Below are 23,948 nucleotides of genomic sequence, written 5' to 3'. Positions count from 1 at the left end.
GCGCGAAGTGCGGGGTGCGGGGTTGACGAGCTACGCAGGCGTCGGGGTCCCGACCGGGCGTCACGCCGGCACGAAGACGTTCGACTACCAGAGCGTCGATCCCGGCGGGAAGCGAACCCGGGGCAAGATCGCCGCCCCGAACGCCAACGCGGCGGTCCAGCTGCTGCGCCAGCAGGGCGTCGTGCCGCTCTCGGTCACCGAGGCAGGCACCGGGCTCAACCGCGACATCCGGATCCCCGGTCTGACCGGCCGGACCACGCAGCGCGATCTGGCCGTGTTCGCCCGCCAGTTCGCGACGATGACCGCGTCCGGCATGTCGCTGCTGCGGTCGCTGGCCGTGCTGGAGGACCAGACGACGAAGGCCACGCTGCGCCGGGCGATCGCCGAGGTGCGGATCGACGTCGAGGGCGGCGTCGCGCTCTCGGCGTCGCTCGAGCGACACCCGCGGGTGTTCCCGATGCTGCTCGTGGCGATGGTCCGCGCGGGCGAGACCGGTGGTTTCCTGGACGCCGCGCTCGAGCGCATCGCCGCGAACTTCGAGAAGGACGACGCGCTGCGCGGCAAGATCAAGGGCGCGCTGACCTACCCGGTCGTGGTGTTGCTGTTCGCGATCGTGATGATCGCCGCCGTTCTGATCTTCATCGTGCCGGTGTTCGAGCGCATGTTCACCCAGCTCGGCGGGAAGCTCCCGCTGCCGACGCAGATCATCGTCAACGTCAGCCACACGCTCGTCTGGTCGGCCCCACTGACGATCGCCGTCCTCGTCGTCGGCGTCGTCCTGACCCGCCGGGAGCTGCGCCGACGCCCGTCCCTGCAGCTGACGTTCGACAAGGCGAAGATGCGCATGCCGGTCTTCGGTGGACTGTTCACCAAGATCGCGATCAGCCGGTTCGCCCGCAACCTCGGGACGCTGCTCGGCGCCGGCGTCCCGGTGCTGCAGGCGCTGAACGTCGTCGGTGCCACCACCGGCAGCGCCGTGGTCGCCAACGCGATGACCGACCTGCAGAACGCGGTGCGCGACGGCCAACCGATGTCCAGCCGACTGAGCCAGCACGCGGTGTTTCCCCGCATGGTCGCGCAGATGATCGAGGTCGGCGAAGAAAGCGGTCAGATCAGTCAGATGTTGGATAAAGTTGCCGATTTTTACGATCGCGAGGTGGATACCGCGGCCGACTCCCTGACCGCGTCCATCGAGCCGATCATGGTGCTGCTCATGGGCGTCATCGTCGGCGCGATGATCATCTGTCTCTACCTGCCGATGTTCACGATTTACCAAAACATTCAAGGCGCCCAGTAGTGAGAGACAGTGCGGCCGGCCATTGCGCAGCGTCCCTATCTGGGCGCATGCCGGGGCCCGAACGTTTCCTCATGGTCCCTCGCCGGCACCGACATCCGTTCCTATCGCAGGAGAACATTCGTATGACCGCATTGCTCCGCCGCCGGCCGGGCCAGGACGAGGACCGCGACCGCGGGTTCACCCTGATCGAACTGCTGGTCGTCGTCGTCATCATCGGCGTCCTGATCGCGATCGCCGTTCCGCTGTACTCGAACTACAAGAAGGGCGCGGCGAATACGTCCGCGTCCTCCGACGTGCGTGGGGCGATCAGCGCGGTCGAGCAGTTCTATACCGCGAACGGCAACCAGTACCCCAAGGACGTGAAGGGCAGTGCGGGACAGAACTTGACTCTGGAGCCCAAGACCGGCACCGGCACGAACGGAACGGTCACGGTCTCGAGCAACAACATCCTCGCGGTCAAGAACAACGACACGTACTACGTAATCTGCGGCCAGAACACCGACGGAAAGACCGTCTATTCGTACAACTCGTCGACCAGCAAGTCGGTGGCGAAGTCCAGCGCGACCGACGTCGACGCCTGCCTGACGGCCAACGGCTGACCCGACGATGATCCTGGTCCTGGCCGGAGTGCTCGGGCTGGCGGTCGGCTCGTTCCTGAACGTCGTGGTGCATCGAGTGCCACGCGACGAGTCGCTGCTCCGCCCGGCGTCGCACTGCCCTGCCTGCGAGGCGCCGATCCGCCACCGGCACAACGTGCCGGTGGTGGGGTGGCTCGTGCTCGGCGGGCGGTGCGCCGACTGCCGCACTCCGATCAGCGTCCGCTACCCGCTGGTCGAGCTCGGCACCGCGCTGCTGTTCGTCGCGATCACGGCCCGGTTCGGTGTCACGTGGGCGCTCCCCGCCTACCTGTACCTGGCCGCGATCGCGGTGCCGCTGACGCTGATCGACCTGGACGTCCAGCGTCTGCCGAACCGGATCGTCCTGCCGTCGTACGGAGTCGGAGCGGCGCTGCTGCTCACCGCCGCCGCCCTCAGCTCCGACTGGGCGGCGGCCACCCGGGCGATCACCGCGATGACCGTGCTCTACGGCGCCTACTGGCTGATGGCCCTCGCCTACCCGGGTGGCATGGGCTTCGGCGACGTCAAGCTCGCCGGTCTGCTCGGCCTCTACCTGGGCTGGCTGGGCTGGAGTTCGGTCTGGGTCGGGACGTTCACCGCGTTCCTGCTCGGCGGCACCGTCGGCGTGATCCTGCTGGCCACCCGGCGGGCCACCGGGAAGACCCCTATCCCGTTCGGACCGTCGATGCTGGCCGGTGGGCTGCTGGCGGTGTTCGCGGCCCCGCCGATCGCGAACTGGTACGCGTCCGTCGTCTACGTGGCCGGCTGAGCGGGCCGACCGACCGAAGGAGCAGCGCATGGCGGTCGCAACCATCATCGGCCTGGACATCGGCTGCACGTCGATGCGGGCGGTGGAGGCCAGCCACGGCAAGGAAGGCCCGCTGCTGACCAACTACGCCGAGGTGCTGCTCCCGCCGGGCGCCGTGCAGAGCGGCGTCATCCAGGATCCGAAGGTCGTCACGCTCGCGGTCCGGCAGTTGCGGGCCGCCGCGCCGTTCAAGACCAAGCAGGTCGTGCTCGGCGTGACCAACATGCAGGCGGTCGTCCGCGAGATGACGGTGGCGAACCTGCCGGCCAAGGACCTCCGGGCCTCGCTACCGTTTCAGGTTCGCGACTTGTTGCCGCTGCCGGTCGAACGGTCGGTGCTGGACTTCCTGCCGCTCGAGGAGCCCGGCCGCGGCGAGACGATCCGCGGCCTGCTCGTCGCCGCGCCGAAGGAGCCGATCCTCGCCGCGGTGGAGGCCGTCGAGAACGGCGGGCTCAGCGTCCTCCGCGTGGACCTCGCGTCACTGGCGCTGCTGCGCGCCGCCGCCCGCCTCGACGACCAGGTCGAGGCGATCGTCGACGTCGGTACCCAGATCACGACGGTCGTCGTGCACTCCGACGGCGTCCCGCTGATCGTCCGCACGATCCCGCGGGGCGGCGCGGAGATCACCTCGGCGCTCGCCACCCGGCTCGGCGTCCCGCTGCCGGAGGCCGAGGCGCTGAAGTGCCGGATCGGGCTGTGGACGGAGCACGGGCCGGAGGTCGCCGACACGGTGCGCGAGGCGATCCGGCCGCTGCTCAACGAGATCCGCGGATCGTTCGCCTATCTGAGCACGGCGGGGCGGCACAGCCAGGTGGCCCGGCTGGTCCTCGCCGGCGGCGGCGGCCAGCTACCCGGCCTGACCGACACCCTCGCCGACCAGCTCGGCCTCCAGGTCGAGCAGGCCGATCCGTTGTCGCGGCTGCGTCGGACCCGCCGGACGCGGCACGACGGTGTGAACACCGTTCCGCTCGCCGCGACGATCTCGATCGGCCTGACGCTGGGGGCGGCGTGAGGCCGCGCGACCGGCGGCCGGGCGGTCCGCGGCCGGGAGGAGCACCCCGATGACGACCGTGGAGACCCCGACGGTGCCGGACGGCTCGGCACACCGGCTGCTCACGTTGAGCGCCAACCTGCTCCCGCCCGAGGTGGTGCAGCAGCGCCAGGTCGGCCGGATCCGCCTGATCGTGCTGGCCGCCCTCGGCACCGTCCTGGTGCTTCTGGCCGCCTGGTACGCGCTGGCGCACTGGCAGTCCGCCCGACAGGAGGAGAAGCTCGCCGCGGCCGAGACCGAGGCGATCGGGCTGCGCCAGCAGATGCGCGCCTACAGCGAACTGATCAACGCCCAGACCCAGTCGACGCAGATCAACAACCAGCTGTCGACGCTGCTCGCCACCGACGTCCAGTGGTCGACGCTGCTCGCCAGGCTGCGCGCGGCCGCGCCTCGGGGGCTGGAGCTGACCGGCGTCTCGATCGCGCTCACCGACCCGACCACCGGGGGCAGCTCCACGACGACCGCGTCGGGTCTGCCCAGCAGCGACGGCAAGACCCCGATCGGCTCGCTGACGATCAACGGCACCAGCACGACGAAGTCCGCGATCGCCGGGTACGTGGACTCGCTCGGCAAGGTCTCCGGGGTCGGCAACGTCCTGCTGGCCGGCGTCACCGACCAGGAGGACGGGTCCAACTTCACGCTCCGCGCTGACCTCTCCCCCACGCTGCTGAGCCACCACTACACGTCCGAGAGCGACTGAGCGGAGACGACGATGGTCCTCAGCCAGCTGAGCAGCCGGGCGCCGAGCGGATTGTTCGACGCCGCCGCGCTCCGCGGCAATACGGTTCGGCTCTGGGTGGCCGGCGGCGTCGTGGGCGCGCTGCTGCTGATCGCGCTCGGCGGGTTCCTGCTGATCCGACCGCAGAACGCCCGGACCGAGGAGCTGCGGGCGCAGACCGAGACCGCGCAGGCGTCCGTCGACTCGCTCCGCTCCCGGCTGGCAGAGGTGCGGAGCCAGAACAGCCGCCTCGCCGAGTACCGCAGCGAGTACGAGGCCGCCCGCGCCGCGCTGCCCACCACCCTTGCGCTCTCCACGTTCCTGCGGGACGTGCAGAGTTCCGCCACCCGGGCGGGCGTCGCGGTGGAAGGCCTGATCGTCGGCGCGCCGACCCAGGTCAACGGCGCGGCCGGCGCGACGGTCTACGCGCTGCCGCTCACGATCACCGCGACCGGATCGGCGTCCAAGCTGGAGGGTTTCGTGAACCAGCTGCAGCGCGTCCAGCCGCGGGCGGTGCTGGTCAGCACCACCAACGCGGTGCCCAACGAGTCCAGCAACTCGCTGCGCGGCTCGGTGCTCCTGACGCTCGGCATGCGGGCGTTCGTGGCGCCGACGGTGGCCGGCTCCGCACTGACCACGAGCACACAGACGACGGACTGATGCGCGGACGCCTTCCCGATGTTCCCCGGGCCGGCCTCCCGGACGGTGGCGCCCGGGTCGGCTCCGCCGACGGCGAAGCCGGTTTCAGCCTGATCGAGCTGATGACCGCGATGACGCTGATCGGTGTCGTGATGGCCGCTCTCACCAGCTTCTTCACCAACAGCGTCCGCGCGACGAACGTCCAGAGCAACACCCAGACGGCGATCCAGCTGATCAGCGACGGGCTGGAACGGGTCCGCGCGCTCCGGGGATCGTCGGTCACCACCGGCCGCGACCGGGCCAGCGCGGAGGCGCAGTGGTCGGCGGTCACCGCCGACTCCCCCGTCCACCCGTACTTGAGCACGATGGAGCAGACCTGGGACGACCAAGTGGCTCCGGAGGAGGTAGCCCCACTGCCTCTCGCATCGGAGCTGATCGAACTCAACCGGATGAGGTTCGCCCGCAGCTGGTACGTCGGGCGCTGCTGGCAGCCGCTACTCGGCGGCGACTGCACGGCCGCCTCGCTCCCGAACGCCGTGCTGTTCTACCGGGTGGTCGTCGTGGTCACCTGGGCCGGCACCGGCTGCCCGGACCGCGGCTGCAGCCAGGTGGCCGCGACGCTGGTCAGCGCGGCGGCGACCGACCCGATTTTCAACACCAACGAGACCGCCCAGGCGCCGCAGGTCGTCAACCCCGGGCGGCAGAACGGTGAGCTGACCGTTCCGGTGCGGCTGGAGGTCACCGCGATCGGTGGTGCGCCGCCGCTGACCTGGAACGCCTCCGGCCTGCCGCCGGGCCTGACGATGAACTCCAGCGGCATCGTGACCGGCACACCGACGACGGCCGGCACGTACTCCGTCGTGGCCAGCGCCACGGACGGATTCGGCCTGACCGGCTCGGCGGCGTTCTCCTGGGTGATCGCCGCCCTCCCCGCCCTGACCAACCCCGGCACGATCACCAGCATCGCCGGTACCGCGCTGACGTTCACGCCGACGCTGGCCGGCGGGACGTCGCCGATGACCTGGGTAGCGGCCGGGCTGCCGCCGGGCCTCTCGATCGATGCCGCCACCGGCACGATCTCCGGCGCGCCGACGACGGTCGGCACCAGGTCGGTGACGCTGACCGTCACCGACACGTTCGGGAAGGCCGCCGCCACGACCTTCTCCTGGGTGGTCAAGCCGGCGTTGAGCATCACGACGCCCGCCGACCAGTCCACGCTGACGAATCGTCCGGCCACCCCGTTGCAGCTCGTGGCCTCCGGCGGCGTCGCCCCGTACAAGTATTCGGCGGCCGGTGTGCCCAGCAGCGTGGGGTTCTGGCAGACGGCCGGTCTACCGCCCGGGCTGACGCTGAACGCGACAACCGGCATCATCACCGGCACGCCCACGTACCCCAGCGAGTACGTCGTCAAGGTGACGGTCACCGACGCGGCGGGCAAGACCGCCAGCACCCAGTTCCTCTGGACCGTCGGCCCGTACGTCAAGTGGCCGCGCGGAGACCAGTCCGGGGGCCTGGGCACAGTCTTCGCGGTGCCGGCCAGCGCGACCGGCGGCGCCCCGCCCTACACCTGGTACGCGACCGACCTGCCCGATGGCGTCTCGTACGACCCGAAGACCGGCCAGGTCAACGGGGTCCTCGCGGCGGCCGGCCGGTTCCTGGTCACGTTCCGGGTGACCGACACCAAGGGCAACTTCGAGCAGCTCCAGATCGTCACCACGGTCACCACGAGTACCGGGCTGCGGATCACGACGGCCCCGACGGCTCGCTCGACGCGGGTCGGGACGGCGGACTCGTTCTCGCCGGGCGTCGCCGGGGGGACAGGAGCCAAGGCGTGGTCGGCGACGGGCCTACCGACCGGCATGTCGATCAACCCGGCCTCCGGCACGGTCTCGGGTACCCCGACCGCGGCCGGCACGTACCTCACGAAGCTCACGGCGACCGACACGGCGAGCAAGAAGTCGCACTGGATGTTCGTCTGGACGGTGACATGATCCGGCTTCCGCGGTTGGCCGACGACTCCGGGTACACGCTCGCCGAAGCGGTGGTCTCGATGGTGATCACCGCGGTGTTCATGGGCGTCTCGACGACGAGCATCCTCTCGCTGTACTCGTCGGCGAACCGGGCGCAGGCGATCGCCGACGCCCAGCAGCAGCTCGGTATCGCATTCGGACGGCTCGACCGCCAGGTGCGCTACGCGTCCGGGGTGAGCACCCCGGGTGTGGTCAACGGCGAGCCCTACGTCGAGTTCCTCACCACCTCTACCGGCGTACCGGTCTGCACGCAGCTGCGGCTGCGGCCCTCCACCGGCGAACTCCAGCAGCGCACCTGGGTACAGGGCACCGGGGCGCTCGCCCCGACCCCGTGGACCCAGCTGGCGAACGGGGTCTCCGCCACCACGCCGTTCACCGTGACGGCCGCCGACGCCACGCACAACTTCCAGCGGCTCGGCATCACGCTGACCGCGACGGCCGGCGGCCCGGCCAGGTCCACCACCCGGCAGTTCAGCGCGACGTTCACCGCGCTGAACACGACGCTGACCACGTCGAGCACCACGGCGTGCGCGGAGGGGCGGGGGGTCTCGTGAGACAGGACGAGCGGGGATCGCTACCGGTCGCGCTGCTGGTGACGATGGTCGGCGTGCTGCTCTCGACGTTGCTCGTCAATACCGTGATCGCGCAGAACACGAACACCCGCAGCCAGATCGCCCGGGTCGCCGCGCTCAACGCCGCCCAGACCGGCCTGGACGTCGCGCTCGCGCACATCCGCGCCGCGAACGACGGGAAAGCGACCGGGGTGCTGACCGAGCTCCCCTGCGTCGATCTCTCCGGCACCGTCGCCGCGGTGAGCGCGGCAGCGAAGGCCTCGTACACGGTGGAGATCGACTACTACCCGGTCGATCCGCAGAACCGGTCGGCGGCGTGGCTCGCCGCCAACACGATCCGCTGCATCAGCGGCGCCGGCGCGTTCAGCACGCCGGCCTACGCGCTGCTGCGGTCCACCGGCACGTACACACCGAACTCCGAAATCTCCACCCGGAAGACCATCCGGACGCTCCGGGGCACCTACGCGTTCAAGACCAGCGACGTGAACATCTCCGGCGGGCTCGTCCACGTCTACAAGACCGCCAGCACCACCGACCTGTGCTTCGACGCCGGCTCCGGCTCACCGGCCGCGGGAACACCGCTGACCATGCGGCCGTGCAGCGCCGGCAGCGTCGCACAGATGTGGGCGTACAACACGAACCTGACGCTCAGCCTGGTGTCGTCGAGGACACCGACGATGCCGCTCGGCATGTGCCTGGACGCCGGGACCCCACAGGCCGTCGGCAAAGTCGTGTACGTGCAGCCGTGTGCGACGACCACGCAGCCGCAGCAGCAGTGGAGCTACAACGACAGCGCCAACTTCGAGGGCACGTCGAACGGTTCGACGCTCAACGGCTACTGCTTCAACGTCCAGACGCCCAACGTCGCGGGCAGTTTCGTCGTGCTCGGATCCGCGTCGGGCTCGAAGTGCCAGGTGAGCAACAGCAACGTGCAGTCCTTCTTCCCGGAAGCGACCGCGGGCGCCGGCGCGGCCGGCGCGGCCGTCAGCCAGCTGGTCAACTTCAAACAGTTCGGACGCTGCCTCGACGTCACCGGTCAGAAGACGGACGCCGACCACCTCATCTCGTGGCAGTGCAAGCAGGCCCCGAACCCGGCCAACGTGGCGTGGAACCAGAAGTGGACGACACCGACGATCGTCGACAACACCACCGGAGTGGAGTCGCTGGTCACCACGAACAAGGGCGGTCTGTACTGCCTGCGCAGTCCGCGCTCGACCGTGCGAGGGCAGTACGTGCGGATCGTCAGCTGCAGCACGACGTCGACCGCCCAGGAACTGCGCTGGCGGTTCTTCGGCAACACCGGTACGTACGCGACGAGCTACACGATCGTCGACCAGTCCGGGTACTGCCTGTCGCCCACCGACCCGAACGCCGACAACCCCGACCTGTACTCCATCGGCCAGCAGATCTCGAAGATCGTCGTCGCGAAGTGCGATGGGTCGACGCTGCAGAAGTGGAACGCGCCGCCCAGCATCCTGCAGGCGACGCCGCTGAAGGACATCGTGGAGAGTTAGAGCTCGGTGACCTTTCCGGCGTCGGCGTGGAAGCGCCGGTTCGTCTCCACGGTCTCGAGCATCCGGCGGTCGTGGGTCACCAACAGCAGCGTCCCGGGGTACGTCGCCAGCGCGGATTCCAGTTGCTCGATCGCCGGTAGGTCGAGGTGGTTCGTCGGCTCGTCGAGCACCAGCAGATTCACCCCGCGCGCCTGCAACAACGCCAGCCCGGCGCGGGTCCGCTCCCCCGGTGAGAGCGACCCCGCCGCCCGGTGCACGTGCGCGGCCTTCAAGCCGAACTTCGCCAGCAGGGTCCGGATCTCCCCGGGATTCTGCTCCGGCACCGCGGCCCCGAACACGTCCACCACCGTGGTCTCCCCGGCGAACAGACCACGAGCCTGGTCGATCTCGCCGACGACCACACCCGGCCCGAGCGCGGCCGACCCTTCGTCGGGGCTGATCTTCCCCAGTAGGACGCCGAGCAGCGTCGACTTGCCAGAGCCGTTCGCCCCGGTCAGTACCGCCCGGTCGGCCCAGTCGAGCTGGAGGTCGACGGGGCCGAGCGTGAAGTCGCCGCGGCGCACGACCGCACCGCGCAGGGTCGCCACCACCGCACCGGCCCGGGGTGCCGTCGCGATCGTCATGCGCAGCTCCCACTCCTTGCGGGGCTCCTCGACGACGTCCAGCCGCTCGATCAGGCGCTCGGTCTGCCGGGCCTTGGAGGCTTGTTTCTCGGTCGCCTCGGAGCGGAACTTCCGCCCGACCTTGTCGTTGTCCGGCGCCTTCCGGCGGGCGTTCTTGACGCCCTTCTCCATCCAGGCGCGCTGAGCCCGGCCCCGCTCCACCAGCGCCGCCCGGGTATCGGCGTACTCGTCGAAGGCCTCCCGGGCGTGCCGCCGGGCGACCTCGCGCTCTTCCAGGTAGGCGGCGTAGCCACCGCCGTACGTGTTGATCTGCTGCTGGGCGTAGTCGAGCTCCACCACGGCGGTCACCGTGCGCGCCAGGAACTCGCGGTCGTGGCTGACCAGCACGGTGCCGGTGCGCAGGCCGGTGACGAACCGCTCCAGCCGGTCCAGGCCCGCGAGGTCGAGGTCGTTGGTCGGCTCGTCGAGCAGCACGACGTCGTACCGGCTGAGCAGCAGCGACGCAAGTGCCGCCCGGGCGGCCTGCCCGCCGGAGAGGCCGGTCATCGGGGCGTCCAGGTCGATCGAGAGGCCCAGGTCGTCGGCCACGGTCTCGGCGCGCTCGGCGAGGTCGGCGCCGCCCAGTGCGAGCCAGCGGTCGAACGCGTCGGCGTAGGCGTCGTCGGCGCCCGGCGCCTCCGCGCCGAGCGCTTCGGTGGCGGCGTCCAGGGCGGCCTGGGCGGCGGCGACGCCGGTCCGTCGGTCGAGGAAGTCCCGGACGGTCTCGCCGGGACGTCGCTCGGACTCCTGCGGGAGATACCCGACGGTCGCGCTGACCGGAGTACGGCGGACCATCCCCGTCTCCGGGCTGTCCAGACCCGCCAGTAGCCGCAGGAGCGTCGACTTGCCTGCGCCGTTGGCCCCGACGACGCCGATCACGTCGCCCGGGGCGACCACCAGATCGAGACCGGAGAACAGGGTTCGATCGCCGTGCCCGGCGGAGAGGTCCTTGACGACCAACGTGGCGCTCACCGCGTCAGCGTAGTTCCCACCGCAGGGGCACCCGGTGCCCGCGCCCTGCGTGCGGCTCTCCCCATGGCGGACGCCCGCCGGTGCCCGCGCCCGCAGCCCGGCGAGCCGGACTTCCCGAAGATCGCCCGTCAGCGGCCCGCCACAGGTGGTTTCCCGGCGACCCGTCGGCGGCGCCGCGGACGCTGGGGAGGCGCCTCCGAGCGGGAGGTCAGACGCCAGCTGGGAACGTCTGCAGCTCGCCGCCGACCGGGGTCGCTTCGAGCGGCCGCAGCGCGGTCGTCTCCGGGAGCCAGACGAACGCGTCGTACCGGTCCCCCAGTCGGGTCGGTACGTAGTTGCCGTACGACTCCCGCGACGGCCGGTACACGACGCCGATCGCCCGGTGCGGCAGGACGTCGGCGATCCAGGCCGGTCGCGCACCGGTGTGGCCGGACGCGTATACGCCCGGCGGGAACACGAACAGCGCGGGCTCCGGCAACGTCGCCTGCAGTACCGCCTCCAGGGAACCGGCCCGCGCCGGTGGCACCGGCATCACCTCGACCAGGTCGCCCCAGGCGGGGCCGGCGAGCACCTCGCCACGGTGGCAGCCGAAGCCGACCAGTGCGACCGCGTCGGCGCCCCAGCGCTCCCGGCCGAGCTGGCCGAGGTTGACCATGCCGGCGTCGGCCATGTCGGTGGCCCGCGCGTCCCCGATGTGGGTGTTGTGCGCCCACACGATGGCCTTCGAAGACGGCCCGTAGTACTGGAGGAGCCGCTCGAGCGTGTTGACCATATGGATGTCGCGGACGTTCCACGAGTCCGGCCCGTTGCCCACCATCTCGCGGTAGTAATTTTCCGCTCCGACCGCGGCTTCGGCGTTCTGCCTGGCGGCGAAGGCACGGAACGGGTCGGCGGCCGCGACGACGTCACCGGCCGCGGACGAGTCGCCCGCGGTGGCGCGTTGCCGGACCGTCATGAGCAGCTCGACGAGGGCCGGAGCGCAGGTGGAGCCCATGACGGTCGCGAACGCGTAGCGCTGTGGGTCCCGCGCGTACGGGTCCAGACAGCGCAACGCGGCGAGCGCGGCCGGAACGCCGTCCGGATCGTGTTCGCGCAGGTAGCCCAGGATCTCGGCGAGCGATTCCCAGAGGCTGTACACATCCAACCCATGAAACCCCACGGGGTGCACGGCCCGCCCAGGGGGCGAGGCTGACAGGCGAGCGCGAGGCCTTGAGACAACAGACAGGTCGCGGCGGCCTCGCGCGGGGACGCCAGCCTCGTCCCGGGCGGGCTCCAGCGCCGTTGTCGAGAAAGGCTCCGGGGCCGTCGTTCCGGAGAAGGGCTCCGGCGGCGTGGTCGGGCAGAGATCGGCCATGGCGTGGCGGAGGTTCCAGTCCCGCAGCCAGATCACGAAGTCGGAGACCTCTTCGTTCGCCCACATCCAGGTCGGCCACCGGTCGAACGCCTTCAGGGCGTCCCGGGGGTCACCGCCACCCGGGCGGCAGCGCACCGCTCGGTCGATCCGGTCGCAGTCCGGCCAGTCCCCCTCCACGGCGACGAACGAGAACCCGTGTTCGTCGATCAGTCGCCGGGTCAGCTCCGCGCGCCACCGGTAGAAGTCGTGGGTGCCGTGACTGGCCTCGCCGAGCATCACCACCCGGGCGTCCCCGATCCGATCGAGCAGCGGGTCGAAGTCGCCCGCGTCGCCCAGCGGCGCTGCCAGGGCATGGATGTCGTCCCCGTGCATGGTTGCGCCCCCTTCGATTTGTCCGGTTCCTGCGTACCCGGTGCCGTGTCCGTCATGCGTCGTCGTAGGCACGTCGACGCAGGCGGCAGAGAGGGATACGGGGCGAACATCGGGGCGGCGTGCCGGGATTCGGCTGTCAATTCACACTAGATAGCTATTTGCGCACGCGCCTGTGAATCACAGATTGAACAGGCGTATGGTGGATTGTGATACGTGTCAAGAAGGAAGGCGCGGTGACGTTCATGAGCGGCAAACAGCACCAGCGGAACGATCGAGTGACCGACCTGTCCGACGCACACTGGCGGAAAGCCAAAAGAAGCACCGGCGCCAACACGGGCTGCGTCGAAGTGGCCCCCAACCTGCCCGAAGTGGCGGCAGTACGCGACAGCAAGCGGCCCGAGGGGGGCGCTCACGTCGTCAGCCGCAGCGCGTTCGCCGCGTTCCTGGACGACGTGAAAGCGGGCCGGTACGACCTCTGACCGGTTGAGCACTTTCTCTTCACGAGCGCGGCGGCACTGTTGATTCGGTGTCGCCGCGTGCATTTTCTCGTTGAATTCACGCGCACGATCGATCTCGGCATTCGATCGGTTGATCGGGGCCGAATAAGCAGCGATCTGCCGCGGTCTGCGGCAATTCGCGCCGCGAAACACGCTCGCTCCCGCCTGGGGGTAATAGCGACACAAATTCTCGGCGATGTCTCGGCAGGGTGTTGCCCCAACGAGCAGAGCTTCATAATCTGTGTTTCACAGATCCGGAGTCGCGCGTCTGAAGGAGGTGAGTGGGCTGGCTGTCCTCCTCGTCCTGGTCGCACTGGCGGGTCTGCTCGCTGGCGTGGCGTCCGGCTGGTACCTGCGCAGCATCAACGCGTGGTGCCCGCGCTGCGGCGGCGCCGTGAACTGCACCGCCTGCGGCGAGCGTCCGAGTTGGCCGCACCATCGGTGGACCCACAGCGAGGCGAACCGCCATGCCTGATTCCGCTCTTCGTGATCTGCACCCACGGACGCCGACCGAGGTCGACAGCTTCCGCCCGAGCGCAGCCCGGATGTACGACTACTACCTGGGCGGCTCCAACCACCTCGCCGCCGACCGGGAGGCCGCCGACGCGCTGCTCGATGCGGTGCCGCACGTCGCGGAGGTGGCCCGGCAGAACCGCGCGTTCCTTCGCCGGGTGGTCGAGTACGCGGTACGCCACGGCGTCACCCAATTCCTCGACCTCGGCTCGGGCTTCGCGTCAGCGGACGGGCTGCCCGACGTCGCGCTGGCCCTGGATTCGGAGTGCCGCGTCGTCTCGGTGGACATCGATCCCGGGGTGGTCACTCAGGTCCAGACGACCGTCCGCGCGTCCGGCCTGACCGACCGGGTCGGCGCCCTGCACGCCGATCTTCGTGACCTGGTCGGCGTCCTGGAGCACCCGGTCACGCGCCGGCTCCTCGACTTCGACCGGCCGGTGGCGATCCTCTGCCTCGCCGTCCTGCACTTCGTGCCGGGCGAGCTGCACCGCGTCCTGGGGCCGCTACGGCGAACGGCGGCGCCGGGGAGCCTGTTCGCGTTCTCCCACGCGACGGCGGCCGCACCGATATCCGCGGACGCGCCGACACTGCCCTCCCCCGTCTCCCCCGCCCCCGTGGGCCGGACGCGCACGCAGGAAACGTACCGGCCGACGGCGCCAGATCAGACGACGATCGTCCGGCTGATCTACGACTGCACGCTGACGCCGCTCACCCTGCGCAGCGAGAGCGAACTGCGCCGGGCGATCGGCGACCTCCGCCTGGTCAGCCCCGGCCTGGTCCCGGTCGACCGCTGGCACCCCGCGTCGTCGGGTCCGGAGTCGGCCGGACAGCCGCTCGCCGGCATGCTCGCGGCGGTCGCCCACCTCCGCTGAGCCTGCTCCGTCCGCCAGCGCGAGGCCCTGCCGGACGTCAGTCCAGCGTGTCGCCGAGCCGTGTGAGGTACGACGTCGTCGCGGCCGGCTCCAGTGCGGCGGAGCGGATGTCCGCGAAAATCTTCTTGTAGACGTCGACCTCGGGGACCGAATCGATCTGCTGCACCGCGGCGTCGTTCTCCAGGAAGGCGATGCCCGGCTCGTCACCGGGGAAGTCGAAGATGCTGATCAGGCTGCTCATCCCGGGGTGCGGTCCGTCGGCGAACCGCAGCAACCGCAGCTCGACGTTCGGCCGCTGGCTCATCGCCACCAGGTGGGCGATCTGGGCGCGCCGCTGGTCGCGGGTACCCCAGCGGTAGAGCAGCGACGCCTCGGTGAGCACCGCGACCAGCTCGACGCCGGGTCCGTCTTCGTTCGGCTCGAGCACTTGCTGACGCCGCTGGCGCGCCTCCAGCGCGCGGGCCCGCCACTGCGCCGACTTCGTTCCCACGTGCATGTGCGCCTCGGTGTACGCCGAGATCTGGAGCAGGCCGGGAAGGATCAGGGGCATGTAGACGGAGATGCGTTCGGCGTCCGACTCGAAGCCCGCGTACTCGCCGTCCTCGAACACGTCACCGTACTCACGCCACCACGCGCGGCCCCGGGCGAGCATCGCGAGGCCCTCGAGCTCCTCGCGCTCGGCGTCCGGTACGCCGTAGATCCGCAGGAGGTCGCGGACGTCGCTCATCTCCGGCCGCTTCCAGACGTTCGCCTCGAACCGGCCCACCTTCCCGCGGCCCCAGTTCAGCTTGTCGCAGACCTGGTTGGCGGTGTAACCGTTCTCCACCCGCAGTTCGACCAGTCGGCGCGCCAGACGTCGCTTCGCGACGGTCGCGCCGTACGTGGTCACTCCGCTCCTCCACAGGTCAGCATCGCTCGCTCACCGGGGGTACTACCGTGTCACTCGTGGAGGCGGAGCCGATGCCGCCCCGGAACCGTCAGATCGCGTCGTCGAACTCACCGTTGCGTACTCCGTCGACGAAGCACTCCCACTCGAACCGGTCGTAGACCAGCACTCGCTCCTCCGGGTCCCCGGCGACCCGCATCAACACCCACTGTTCGCCGATGGCGTCGGCGAACGCGACCTCTATCGATCCCCGCCCGGAGCCCGAACGCTGCCAGCTCTGCGCAGCGACGTCGATACGCAACTCCTGGACGGTCGGCTTTCGAGGTACGGACACATGCTTCAGGCTAGCGCTCGTTTCAGGGCTTGCGCGCAACAGCCGCGTACCACCACCGTGATCCGTCGTCGTCGGCCTCGACCGGGTCCTCCGCGCCCCACTGTCCGATGTGCGCGACGACCGGATCCGCACCGGAATAGGGCGGAACGATCTCCAGACCGTCCAGGAACCGGCTGAACTCTTCCATGCTCCGCTCGACGGCCGGCGTCGGTGTCTTCGCGAGGCCGGCCAGCATCGCATCCCGGATGCGGGCCGCTTGCTTGTCGGCGGTCGGTGCGGAGATCGCGAGGTAGGAGCCGGACGGAACCGCGTCGACGTAACGCCGCACGAGATCCCAGGGATCGTCCTCGTCCTTGAGGAAGTGGGTGACGGCCACCATGAGAAGCCCGACCGGCCGGTCGAAGTCGATCAGCGCACGGGTCTCCGGAGCGGCCAGTACCCGCTCGGCGTCCCGGATGTCCGCCTGGAAGACCGCCGCGCCGGACTCGTCGGCGAGAAGCTTCGTCCCGCGCTCGATCACCCTGGGGTCGATGTCGACGTAGACGACCCGGCCGTCCGGGCGCAGCTCACGCACCACCTCGTGGGTGTGTCGCTGGGTCGGTAACCCGGCTCCGAGATCGAGGAACTGGTTGATGCCCCACTCGCCCGCCATCCGGGCAACCGCGCGCTGAAGGAAACCGCGATTCGCCCAGGCTCCCTCCCGCATCTCGGGGAGGACCTTGATCATCTGTTCGACCGTCGCCCGATCGACGGCGGTGTTCGCTGTTCCGCCGAGTAAGTAGTCGTACATCCCGGCCGCGAAGGGACGATCGGGCGCCGTTGCCTCGTTCATCGACGTCTCCACAGGACAGAGAGGGCTGGTCGTCGGCTGCAGTCTGCCACCTGAGTGGGGCAGGTCACACCCCGCTCACGGCTCCTGCGTCGATCACAGCTCGACCGACCGCCACCAGGGGGGTAACGAGTCATTATGAACGATTAATACGTTATGTTCCCTTTGTTCGAGCCTGTGCCGCGGTGTGTGCACCGGGCGCATACGAACGGGAAACGGGGAACCGGGACATGAGACATCGTCGGATTTGGGCTGCCCTCGGCACCGCGGGTGCACTGGCCGGATCGCTGCTCTTGAGCGGGCCGACGGCCGCATCGGGTGCGGACTCCCCGTCGGGCCCACCGGAGCCGAACGCCGCCCAACAGCTGGGCCTGCCGCAGGTAGCCAAGAACGCGCACGGAGAACATCCGGGCCGCGGCGCGAACCCGTACCTCGGGTTGGTGCCGGAGCCCCAGAAGGTCGACTGGTCCTACTGGCGGGGCAAGCTGGCTGCCGACGGCAAGCGCCGAGCGGCCGGGCTGAAGAACTCCCGCCCCGCTGACCCGCGGGCGATCGCGGTGCAGGGCGTCGAACCGGTGTTCGTCGACGAGCAAGAGCCGGCCCGCACCCTCGGCGGCAACGACCGGATCGGAACGGCCGAGCAGCTCGAGCGGTTCGGGACGGCCGACGGGCGGGTGCCGTCGGCCCGGGTGGTCGGCACCCTCGCCGAAGGTCCGGCCGCGGTCCAGTTCGACCCGCCGGCCGAGGACAACGGATCGATCGGCAAGGCCGCGCTCGTGGTGCTGCCCGGCCCGCAGACCCGCCGGATCACCACCGGGCGGATCGGTGACGGCCCGCACGGTTCGGCCGGGGACAAGAAGGGCGACTTCGACTTCTACCGGATCACCACCGCCAGGGCCGGTCAACGGCTGCTCGTCGACCTGGACACGCCGAGCACGAACGATGCCACGGTGGCGAAGCTCGACTCGGTGGTCGTCCTCTGGAACAAGGCCGGTAAGGCGATCGCGCTCAACGACGACGACGGCGAGACGCTCGACAGCCGCCTCGCGGTGAACATCCCGGCCGACGGCGAGTACTTCATCTCGGTCGGTGCGTACGACTCCGCCGTCCCGGAAGACCCGTTCGACTCCGGCAGCGGACGCGGCGTGGGCTCCGAGGGCGCGTACTCGATCACGTTCGGCCTCGACGCCGACGACGTCGACTTCTACCAGCTCGACCTCCGGCCGGGCGACGTCCTCGGCGCGTCGATCACCGGGTCGGGGCGCGAGCTGTCGGTCCGTGATCCCGAACACCACCTCCGGCTCACCTCCCGGCAGGACCAGTCGGGGATCTACCCGCCGACCTCGCCGCTGCCCGGCGGGGGCAACGCGGTGCTCGCGCACGTCGCCGACGCCGCCGGCCCGCACACGATCGCGATCAGCAGCGGCGCCGGACGCTACGACCTGACCCTGCAGGTCTACCGACCGGGGCCGGAGGAGCGCGGGGCCAGCACGGTCCAGACGATCTTCCTCGACTTCGACGGAGCCCAGGTCAACACCCGCATCTGGGGCGGTACCGGGGTGCGGACGCTCTCCCCGTTCCGCGCGTTCCTCGGCCGCTGGGGCCTGCGCAGCGAGGAGGAGAACGCCGCGCTCGACGCGGTCGTCCGGACCGTGCGGGAGAACCTGGAACACGACTTCGGGGATCGGGTCGCGATCCGAGTGCTGAACAGCCGTGACAACCGCGACTCCTGGGGCCAGCCGAACGTCAGCAGGGTGGTCATCGGGGGCACCGCGGACGAGTCCGGCCTGTCCACCGTCGGTATCTCGCAGTCGGTCGACCCCGGCAACTTCGACACCGAGGAGTCGGCGCTCGTCCTGCTCGACGATCTGTCGAACCCCGGCGGCGCGCGGAACACCGCGAACCCGTCACTGGTGGCGTACTTGACGTCGAAGAGCGACCGGGTGCGGTTCGTCGGTCAGGCCGTGGGTAACGCGGTCGCCCACGAGGCCGGGCACTTCTTCGGCAGCTGGCACACCGCGGCGTTCGACGAGACCTCGGACCTGATGGACCAGGGCGGGAACTTCGCGATGCTCTGGGGGGTCGGCGAGGACGGGCACGGCGGCACGGACGACGACCTGGACGTCGACTTCGGCGAGGACGTGTTCAATCCGAGCGAGGGCTTCCTCGGCTCGCAGGACACGGCGGCGAACACCGAGTGGGGACTCTCCGCGCAACGCTGAGTCGCTCGGGTGGGGCGGGCCGCGTCGACGGCCCGCCCTCGCCGCGGCCCCGCGCGATCGGCCGCGCGTCGCCGGGGTCAGTCCGGCGCTCGGTTGTCGTTCCGGCGGCGGCGCCGCCGCGACCGGACCCAGCTCGCGACGAAGAACGCGAGTACGGCGAACGCCGACAGGCCTTCCAACCACGACGTTCCACCCGACGGCGACCAGTTCACCGACCCACTGTGGCACCCGAGGGCACCCGGCGAGGTCAGTTGCTGGGCGTCGGCACCGGCCGGGCGTCGAGATCCCAGAGGCGGACGACCTTCTCGTCGCCGCCGTCGACGAGCGTCCGACCGTCCGGGCTGAACGCCACCGCGTCCACGTCGCCGCCGGCCTTCAGCGGCTTCCCGATCTGCTTGCCCGACGCGACGTCCCAGAGCCGGGTGGTGTCGTCGATGCTGGCGGTGGCGAGCGTCCGACCGTCAGGGCTGAACGCCAGGCTGTAGATGTTGTCGGTGTGGCCGCGCAGCGCCGACGGACCGTCGCGGAGAGCCCGGGTCTCGGTGTCCCAGAGCCGCACGACCTTGTCGGAGCCCCCACCGGCCACCAGCCGCCCGTCCGGGCTGAACGCGACCGAGTCGATGTCACCGGGCGTCGCCTGCAGCGGGTCACCGATCTGCTTGCGCGTCTCGACGTCCCAGAGCCGGATCGTGTCGTCGGCGCCACCGGTGGCCAGCGTCCTGCCGTCCGGGGAGAACGCGACGCTGTAGACCTCGTCGGTGTGCCCCCTGAGCACCGCGATCTCCTTCTGCTTCGCCACGTCCCAGAGCCGCACGGTGCGGTCGCCGCCGGACGACGCGAGCACCATCCCGTCCGGGGAGAACGCGAGCCCGTAGGCGTCGCCGGCGTGGCCGGTGAGCACGCCGACCTTGGTGCCGGTGTCGGCGTTCCACAGCCGGACCGCGCCGTCGCCGCCGACCGAGGCGAGGAGGTCGTTGACACTGAACCGAACTCGGTAGACGGTGCCGGTGTGGCCCTTGAGCGGGTCGCCGATCTGGCTACGGAACTCGACGTCCCAGAGCCGCACCGTGCTGTCGCCGCTGCCGGACGCGATCTTCCGACCGTCCGGGCTGAACGCCACCGCGTTGATCCACTGGGTGTGCCCGGAGAACTTGTGCTGGATCGCCGGCGACGGGCCGATCGCGAGCGGCGTCGCGGTGACGCGCGGCGTGGCGGAGTCCTCGCCGGACGTTCCGCCCCCGATGCCGCGGAGCCAGAACACGCCGGCACCGACCACCGCGAGGACGACGGCCACCGCCAGGGCGGCGATCAGCGGCCGACGCCGCCGGGCGGGTGACGCGCTCGGCGGGGCCGGTGCAACCGCGCCGCTCCCCGCGGGCGGATAGGGCGCGCCGTAGACGAACGGGCCACCCGGTGGGTTGCTCTGCCAGGGCGTGACAGGCGAGTGCGGGCTGCCCGAGATCGGGTGACCCGACACCGGGTGACCCGACACCGGGTGACCCGACACCGGGTGACCCGACACCGGATGCCCCGACACCGGGTGCCCCGACACCGGATGCCCCGACACCGGGTGCCCCGACACCGGGTGCCCCGACACCGGGTGCCCCGAGACGGGGTGACCGGAGACGGGGTAGGAGCCGGAGACCGGCGTCCCCGAGACCGGAAACGTGCCCGCCGCACCGGAGACCGACGCGGCCGACGGGCCAGGCGCCGCCGGCGGGGCGGAGAGCACCGCGGGAGCCGGGTGGGTCCGGGCCCAGTGCTGGGCCCGGGTCGGCTCGTCGGTCGACTGCTCGATCGGCGTCGGCCCGCCCTCGGCGAGCGCCGCCTGGATCCGCCGCGCCCGCTCCAGGTAGTCCTTGGCCGTGGTCGGCCTGCCCTCCTCCATCAGCCCGGCCGCGGACGCCACCAGCGTCGCGGCCAGCCGCTCGGCCGCCGACCGGGTGACCGGGTGCTGATCGCCGTAGAGCCCGAGCGCTGACACCGCGATGACGTCGAGCGCCGGAACGGTGTCGAACGCCACCAGCTCGTGCAGCCGGAGCTGCTCCTCGGGCACCAGCAGCGGCAGCAGTTCGTCCCGTGCCGCAGCCGCGGTCGGGCGGCCCTGAGGTTCGGGGTCGGTGCAGCGCCGCACCAAGCTCGCGACCACCCGGCCGCGCTCCGGCCCGACCTCGGCCGCCAGCAGCTCGTCCAGGTCCGGACGGAGGCTGTGCCGCAGGTGCGCCTGCAGGTAGGCCAGCGGTGTCTTCTCCGCGACGTCGTGCGGACGCCGCGCGGTGAGCAGCTCGGCCAGCACCACACCGAAGCTGAACATGTCCCAGGCCGGGGTCGGGCTGGTGCCCTCGTCCGGCGGCATGTACGGGATGGTCCCGACACCGCCGGTCGGGTTCCCGGTCTGCGGGTCGCGGAGGGTCCCGAGGTCACCGAGGACGCTGCGGCGGTCCCAGCGCAGGATGTTCGCCGGCTTGACGTCCCGGTGCACCAGGACGCCGCGCTGGCCGGTCGGCGTGTGCAGATGGTGCAGTGCGTCCGCGATACCGACCAGGTCGAAGAGGAGCTGGTCCGCGGTCAGCCGCGGCGGATTGGCCTTGACGACCTGGTCCTCCAGGTCCTCCAGCTCGCACAGGGGCATGACCTGGACGAGCGCGAGGCAGACGCCGTCGAACTCGCGCCGGAACTCCGGCATCTCGGCTTGCGCGAACACCGGCAGCAGGAACGGGTGCCGTAGCGCGGTCGCGTACCGCTGCTCGCGGCGCATGCGCTGCAGGACATCCGGCCGCCCCCGCCGCTCCAGCACGACCCGGACCGCGACCGGGTCACCGGGCTCACCGGCCTCGGCCAGCGGATCGAGCAACTCGGCGATGAACACGGTGGCCTGACCGGTGTTCTTCGAGATGCGCTCGCGCAGCAGGATCCGGACGTCCGGCCCGGTGCCGACCGGTAACCGCACCGCCCGGCCGACGACCAGCTGGGGTTCGGTGAGCGTCGGGCCGCCCTCGGTGCCGCTGCTGTGCCCGCCGGACGGCGTCCGGCCGGGGTCGCTCGACCAGCCGCTCATCGTGGCTGCGCTCCCCTTCCCCGCTCGATCCGTTCACTCAGGCGTCCGCCCAGTCGTCCGCCGCTGGAGTGTATAGCCCGCGGTCCGGCGCCGATCGGTCCGAGACGGGTTGCCGACAGGGCGGGCGACCGAGACCCTACTGGGACGCGCTGACCTCGGCGAAGTCCCGGGCAGACTAGCCGACGTTCCCTATTGTTCCGGCTGTGAAGACCGGGGTCCGGGGCCGGTGGATCGCGATCGGCGCTCTCAGCGTCGCCGTCGCGCTACTCGGCGTGGCCGCCGGCGTCACGACGTCCGGCCCGAGCGGCACCGACGACGGGACGTTCCTTCGGCTGGCCGCTCCCGCCGCGTCCACCGCGCCACCGGAGCCGACGGTCCGGGTCGCCGCGGTGGGCGACGTCATCCTCGGCTCGACGCCGAAGCTGCCGCCGGACGGCGGCCGTACCTTCTTCGACGACGTCCGCCCGGTACTGACCGGCGACGTCGTGACCGGCAATCTGGAGTCCCCGCTCACCGACCGGACGTACTCGGCGAAGTGCGCGCGGCCGTCGTCCTCCTCGTCGTCGAAGACCACGGCGAAGCCGAGCGAGCCGCCGAACCGCTGCTTCGCGTTCCGGGTACCGCCCGGTTACGCCCGCTGGCTCGCGGACGCCGGGTTCACCGTGCTGAACGTCGCCAACAACCACGCCCGCGACTACGGCACCGGCGGCCTCCACGACACCACCGCCGCGCTGCGCCGTCATGGTGTCGCACACACCGGCTTCGCCGGCCAGATCACTCGGGTCTCGGCGAACGGCGTCCGGGTCGCGGTGCTCGGGTTCTCCCCCTACGGCTGGACCAACAGCGTGCTCGACGTCCGGGCCGCCGCCGCGCTGGTGCGGCGCGCGGCGGTGGGGGCCGACGTCGTCGTGGTGAACATGCACATCGGCGCGGAAGGCTCCGACCGGACCCACGTGCGGCCCGGTCCGGAGACGTTCCTCGACGAACAGCGCGGCGACCCGATCCGGTTCGCCCACGCGGTGGTGGACGCCGGAGCGGACCTGGTCGTCGGCCACGGCCCGCACGTCCTGCGCGGCATGGAGTTCTACCGGGGCCGGTTGATCGCGTACAGCACCGGGAACTTCGCCGGGTACCGGACGCTGTCGACCGCCGGTCCGCTCGGCGTCGGCGGGGTGGTGCGGGTCGAGCTGCGCGCGGACGGCAGCTGGGTGGGCGGGACGCTGGTCAGCACCCGTCTGGTGCGCGGCGGGCTGCCCGCCCGCGACCCGGAGCGCAGGGCGTTGACGCTGGTCCGGCGAGTGTCGGCCGCCGACTTCGGCCAGACGGCCGTCCGGCTCGGACCGGGAGGCACGCTGTCGCCACCGGCCGGCTGAGCCGGGCCACGCCGCGGGGACGACGGCGGGCGAACGAGGACGAGGAGGTGCCGGCCGTGGACGCGTGGTTCGACCCGCTGCGGGTGGGTCCGGTCACCTACGCCGGACGGCCGTTCGCGCAGACGGACGGCACCACCTGCGGCACCACCGCGATTCTGCTGGCCCGGGTGCTGGCCGATCCGGAGTACGCGCGGGAACTCACCTCCGGCGGTGGTCCCGAGGCGTTCGGGCAGCGCCTGGTCACCGAGCAGCTGCGGGTGCGGCACCGGACGAACACGGTCTGGCCGCGGGCGCTCGGCACGACTCCGTGGGGTGTACGGCGCGGGCTGGCCGAGGAGACCGGCGACCGTTACGTCGTCCGCTGGACCATCCGTACCGGCCGCCGGGCCCGCGCACGGACGGTCGACCGGGTGCTCGCAGCGGTCGACGCCGGCCGCCCCGTGCCGCTGCTGGTCGGGAACCTCTACCCGGCCCACTATCTGCTGGTCGTCGCGCACCGGGACGACCGTGTGCTCATCTACAACCCGGCCGGCGGGCGGGTGGCCGGGCTCCGCGTCGACGAGCTGCGCGGCGGCCGTCTCGCCGGCGTGACCGCGTTCCGCTGCCTCTTCGCCGTACTCCTGCCGGCCGGGTAGCGAACGCCGCGGCGGCGCGGCGAATTTTCGGGAAGACCACCTCTCAGCCGCGCCGCAGAGGCGGCCTTTCGGGAAAACCGCCCCCGCAACGGCGCGCGCCCCGGGCTACGGCCCGCGTACCCG

Annotated in this window: 22 protein-coding genes; 15 read left to right on the top strand and 7 right to left on the bottom strand. The window is 71.0% G+C overall.

All coding sequences use genetic code 11. The features are described 5' to 3' along the window. The first annotated feature begins 22 nt into the window (after window positions 1-22). The 9 genes from ABEB28_RS07360 to ABEB28_RS07320 all read left to right on the top strand — a co-directional run bounded on the left by ABEB28_RS07360 (window position 23) and on the right by ABEB28_RS07320 (window position 9,246). Entirely contained in the window at window positions 23-1,297 is a 1,275-nt protein-coding gene (locus ABEB28_RS07360; protein WP_345727229.1) for a type II secretion system F family protein, read from the top strand. A gap of 122 nt (window positions 1,298-1,419) precedes the next feature. Continuing rightward, complete coding sequence (locus ABEB28_RS07355) at window positions 1,420-1,896, top strand: type II secretion system protein (RefSeq protein ID WP_345727228.1); 477 nt, start codon at window positions 1,420-1,422, stop codon at window positions 1,894-1,896. 7 nt (window positions 1,897-1,903) lie between these two features. Next, a complete protein-coding gene (locus tag ABEB28_RS07350) occupies window positions 1,904-2,683 on the top strand; it encodes a prepilin peptidase (RefSeq protein ID WP_345727227.1) in 780 nt (259 codons plus the stop codon). A gap of 28 nt (window positions 2,684-2,711) precedes the next feature. After that, window positions 2,712-3,734: a type IV pilus assembly protein PilM gene (gene pilM, locus ABEB28_RS07345; RefSeq protein WP_345727226.1), complete on the top strand. Its 1,023-nt coding sequence runs from the start codon at window positions 2,712-2,714 to the stop codon at window positions 3,732-3,734. 49 nt (window positions 3,735-3,783) lie between these two features. Then, window positions 3,784-4,473 carry a PilN domain-containing protein gene (locus ABEB28_RS07340; protein WP_345727225.1) on the top strand — a complete coding sequence of 230 codons (690 nt, stop codon included), beginning with the start codon at window positions 3,784-3,786 and terminating at the stop codon, window positions 4,471-4,473. 12 nt (window positions 4,474-4,485) lie between these two features. Next, window positions 4,486-5,151 carry a type 4a pilus biogenesis protein PilO gene (pilO, locus tag ABEB28_RS07335; RefSeq protein WP_345727224.1) on the top strand — a complete coding sequence of 222 codons (666 nt, stop codon included), beginning with the start codon at window positions 4,486-4,488 and terminating at the stop codon, window positions 5,149-5,151. Continuing rightward, window positions 5,151-7,121 (top strand): putative Ig domain-containing protein, encoded by a 1,971-nt coding sequence (locus ABEB28_RS07330; protein ID WP_345727223.1) that lies wholly within the window; start codon window positions 5,151-5,153, stop codon window positions 7,119-7,121. The genes pilO and ABEB28_RS07330 overlap by 1 nt, the downstream gene beginning before the upstream one ends. Next, window positions 7,118-7,714, top strand: a complete 597-nt coding sequence (locus ABEB28_RS07325; protein ID WP_345727222.1) for a hypothetical protein — start codon at window positions 7,118-7,120, stop codon at window positions 7,712-7,714. Before ABEB28_RS07330 ends, ABEB28_RS07325 begins: the two co-directional genes overlap by 4 nt. After that, window positions 7,711-9,246 (top strand): RICIN domain-containing protein, encoded by a 1,536-nt coding sequence (locus ABEB28_RS07320; protein WP_345727221.1) that lies wholly within the window; start codon window positions 7,711-7,713, stop codon window positions 9,244-9,246. Before ABEB28_RS07325 ends, ABEB28_RS07320 begins: the two co-directional genes overlap by 4 nt. Here ABEB28_RS07320 and ABEB28_RS07315 read toward each other — a convergent pair. Next, on the bottom strand, window positions 9,243-10,880 hold the full coding sequence (locus tag ABEB28_RS07315) for an ABC-F family ATP-binding cassette domain-containing protein (protein ID WP_345727220.1): 1,638 nt from the start codon (window positions 10,878-10,880) through the stop codon (window positions 9,243-9,245). The two genes, ABEB28_RS07320 and ABEB28_RS07315, sit on opposite strands and share 4 nt — an antisense overlap. Before the next feature lie 208 nt (window positions 10,881-11,088). Next, window positions 11,089-12,606 carry an erythromycin esterase family protein gene (locus ABEB28_RS07310; protein ID WP_345727219.1) on the bottom strand — a complete coding sequence of 506 codons (1,518 nt, stop codon included), beginning with the start codon at window positions 12,604-12,606 and terminating at the stop codon, window positions 11,089-11,091. A gap of 242 nt (window positions 12,607-12,848) precedes the next feature. Between ABEB28_RS07310 and ABEB28_RS07305 the strand changes: the two genes are divergently transcribed. The 3 genes from ABEB28_RS07305 to ABEB28_RS07295 all read left to right on the top strand — a co-directional run bounded on the left by ABEB28_RS07305 (window position 12,849) and on the right by ABEB28_RS07295 (window position 14,488). Beyond that, a complete protein-coding gene (locus ABEB28_RS07305) occupies window positions 12,849-13,085 on the top strand; it encodes a DUF397 domain-containing protein (RefSeq protein ID WP_345727285.1) in 237 nt (78 codons plus the stop codon). Window positions 13,086-13,380: 295 nt separating this feature from the next. Then, window positions 13,381-13,578 carry a hypothetical protein gene (locus tag ABEB28_RS07300; protein ID WP_345727218.1) on the top strand — a complete coding sequence of 66 codons (198 nt, stop codon included), beginning with the start codon at window positions 13,381-13,383 and terminating at the stop codon, window positions 13,576-13,578. After that, the gene (locus ABEB28_RS07295) at window positions 13,571-14,488 is read left to right on the top strand and encodes an SAM-dependent methyltransferase (RefSeq protein WP_345727217.1); all 918 of its coding nucleotides are present in this window, start codon (window positions 13,571-13,573) and stop codon (window positions 14,486-14,488) included. The genes ABEB28_RS07300 and ABEB28_RS07295 overlap by 8 nt, the downstream gene beginning before the upstream one ends. 37 nt (window positions 14,489-14,525) lie before the next feature. Here ABEB28_RS07295 and ABEB28_RS07290 read toward each other — a convergent pair whose 3' ends face one another. The 3 genes from ABEB28_RS07290 to ABEB28_RS07280 form a co-directional block, all read right to left on the bottom strand. Further along, window positions 14,526-15,377: a helix-turn-helix domain-containing protein gene (locus ABEB28_RS07290; RefSeq protein WP_345727216.1), complete on the bottom strand. Its 852-nt coding sequence runs from the start codon at window positions 15,375-15,377 to the stop codon at window positions 14,526-14,528. An 88-nt stretch (window positions 15,378-15,465) separates the two neighbouring features. Then, on the bottom strand, window positions 15,466-15,708 hold the full coding sequence (locus ABEB28_RS07285) for a DUF397 domain-containing protein (protein WP_345727215.1): 243 nt from the start codon (window positions 15,706-15,708) through the stop codon (window positions 15,466-15,468). 22 nt (window positions 15,709-15,730) lie between these two features. Then, window positions 15,731-16,540, bottom strand: coding sequence for an SAM-dependent methyltransferase (locus ABEB28_RS07280; RefSeq protein WP_345727214.1), 810 nt, complete (start codon window positions 16,538-16,540; stop codon window positions 15,731-15,733). A gap of 227 nt (window positions 16,541-16,767) precedes the next feature. On the opposite strand from ABEB28_RS07280, the gene ABEB28_RS07275 reads away from it, so the two are divergent. Then, window positions 16,768-18,759, top strand: coding sequence for a hypothetical protein (locus tag ABEB28_RS07275; protein WP_345727213.1), 1,992 nt, complete (start codon window positions 16,768-16,770; stop codon window positions 18,757-18,759). Window positions 18,760-18,836: 77 nt separating this feature from the next. On the opposite strand, the gene ABEB28_RS07270 is transcribed toward ABEB28_RS07275, so the two are convergent. Together ABEB28_RS07270 and ABEB28_RS07265 are read right to left on the bottom strand one after the other, a co-directional pair. Then, window positions 18,837-18,971 (bottom strand): hypothetical protein, encoded by a 135-nt coding sequence (locus ABEB28_RS07270; protein WP_345727212.1) that lies wholly within the window; start codon window positions 18,969-18,971, stop codon window positions 18,837-18,839. Window positions 18,972-19,006: 35 nt separating this feature from the next. After that, complete coding sequence (locus ABEB28_RS07265) at window positions 19,007-21,817, bottom strand: protein kinase domain-containing protein (RefSeq protein WP_345727211.1); 2,811 nt, start codon at window positions 21,815-21,817, stop codon at window positions 19,007-19,009. Between the two features lie 203 nt (window positions 21,818-22,020). Between ABEB28_RS07265 and ABEB28_RS07260 the strand changes: the two genes are divergently transcribed. Together ABEB28_RS07260 and ABEB28_RS07255 are read left to right on the top strand one after the other, a co-directional pair. After that, window positions 22,021-23,190 carry a CapA family protein gene (locus tag ABEB28_RS07260; RefSeq protein ID WP_345727210.1) on the top strand — a complete coding sequence of 390 codons (1,170 nt, stop codon included), beginning with the start codon at window positions 22,021-22,023 and terminating at the stop codon, window positions 23,188-23,190. Window positions 23,191-23,246: 56 nt separating this feature from the next. Further along, window positions 23,247-23,825, top strand: coding sequence for a hypothetical protein (locus tag ABEB28_RS07255; protein WP_345727209.1), 579 nt, complete (start codon window positions 23,247-23,249; stop codon window positions 23,823-23,825). Window positions 23,826-23,948: the final 123 nt, after the last annotated feature.

The sequence above is a fragment of the Cryptosporangium minutisporangium genome (assembly GCF_039536245.1).
Lineage (GTDB): Bacteria > Actinomycetota > Actinomycetes > Mycobacteriales > Cryptosporangiaceae > Cryptosporangium > Cryptosporangium minutisporangium.
Note: the sequence above shows the minus strand (reverse complement) of the source record. Positions and strands in the feature narration are given on the sequence as shown.

Excerpts from the sequence above, each read along its gene's own strand:
- ABEB28_RS07265 (WP_345727211.1), bottom strand. The coding sequence starts at position 21,817 with ATGAGCGGCTGGTCGAGCGACCCCGGCCGGACGCCGTCCGGCGGGCAC.
- ABEB28_RS07310 (WP_345727219.1), bottom strand. The coding sequence starts at position 12,606 with ATGCACGGGGACGACATCCATGCCCTGGCAGCGCCGCTGGGCGACGCG.
- ABEB28_RS07325 (WP_345727222.1), top strand. The coding sequence starts at position 7,118 with ATGATCCGGCTTCCGCGGTTGGCCGACGACTCCGGGTACACGCTCGCC.
- ABEB28_RS07330 (WP_345727223.1), top strand. The coding sequence starts at position 5,151 with ATGCGCGGACGCCTTCCCGATGTTCCCCGGGCCGGCCTCCCGGACGGT.
- ABEB28_RS07355 (WP_345727228.1), top strand. The coding sequence starts at position 1,420 with ATGACCGCATTGCTCCGCCGCCGGCCGGGCCAGGACGAGGACCGCGAC.
- pilM (WP_345727226.1), top strand. The coding sequence starts at position 2,712 with ATGGCGGTCGCAACCATCATCGGCCTGGACATCGGCTGCACGTCGATG.
- ABEB28_RS07340 (WP_345727225.1), top strand. The coding sequence starts at position 3,784 with ATGACGACCGTGGAGACCCCGACGGTGCCGGACGGCTCGGCACACCGG.
- ABEB28_RS07350 (WP_345727227.1), top strand. The coding sequence starts at position 1,904 with ATGATCCTGGTCCTGGCCGGAGTGCTCGGGCTGGCGGTCGGCTCGTTC.
- ABEB28_RS07275 (WP_345727213.1), top strand. The coding sequence starts at position 16,768 with ATGAGACATCGTCGGATTTGGGCTGCCCTCGGCACCGCGGGTGCACTG.
- pilO (WP_345727224.1), top strand. The coding sequence starts at position 4,486 with ATGGTCCTCAGCCAGCTGAGCAGCCGGGCGCCGAGCGGATTGTTCGAC.
- ABEB28_RS07295 (WP_345727217.1), top strand. The coding sequence starts at position 13,571 with ATGCCTGATTCCGCTCTTCGTGATCTGCACCCACGGACGCCGACCGAG.
- ABEB28_RS07305 (WP_345727285.1), top strand. The coding sequence starts at position 12,849 with ATGAGCGGCAAACAGCACCAGCGGAACGATCGAGTGACCGACCTGTCC.
- ABEB28_RS07280 (WP_345727214.1), bottom strand. The coding sequence starts at position 16,540 with ATGAACGAGGCAACGGCGCCCGATCGTCCCTTCGCGGCCGGGATGTAC.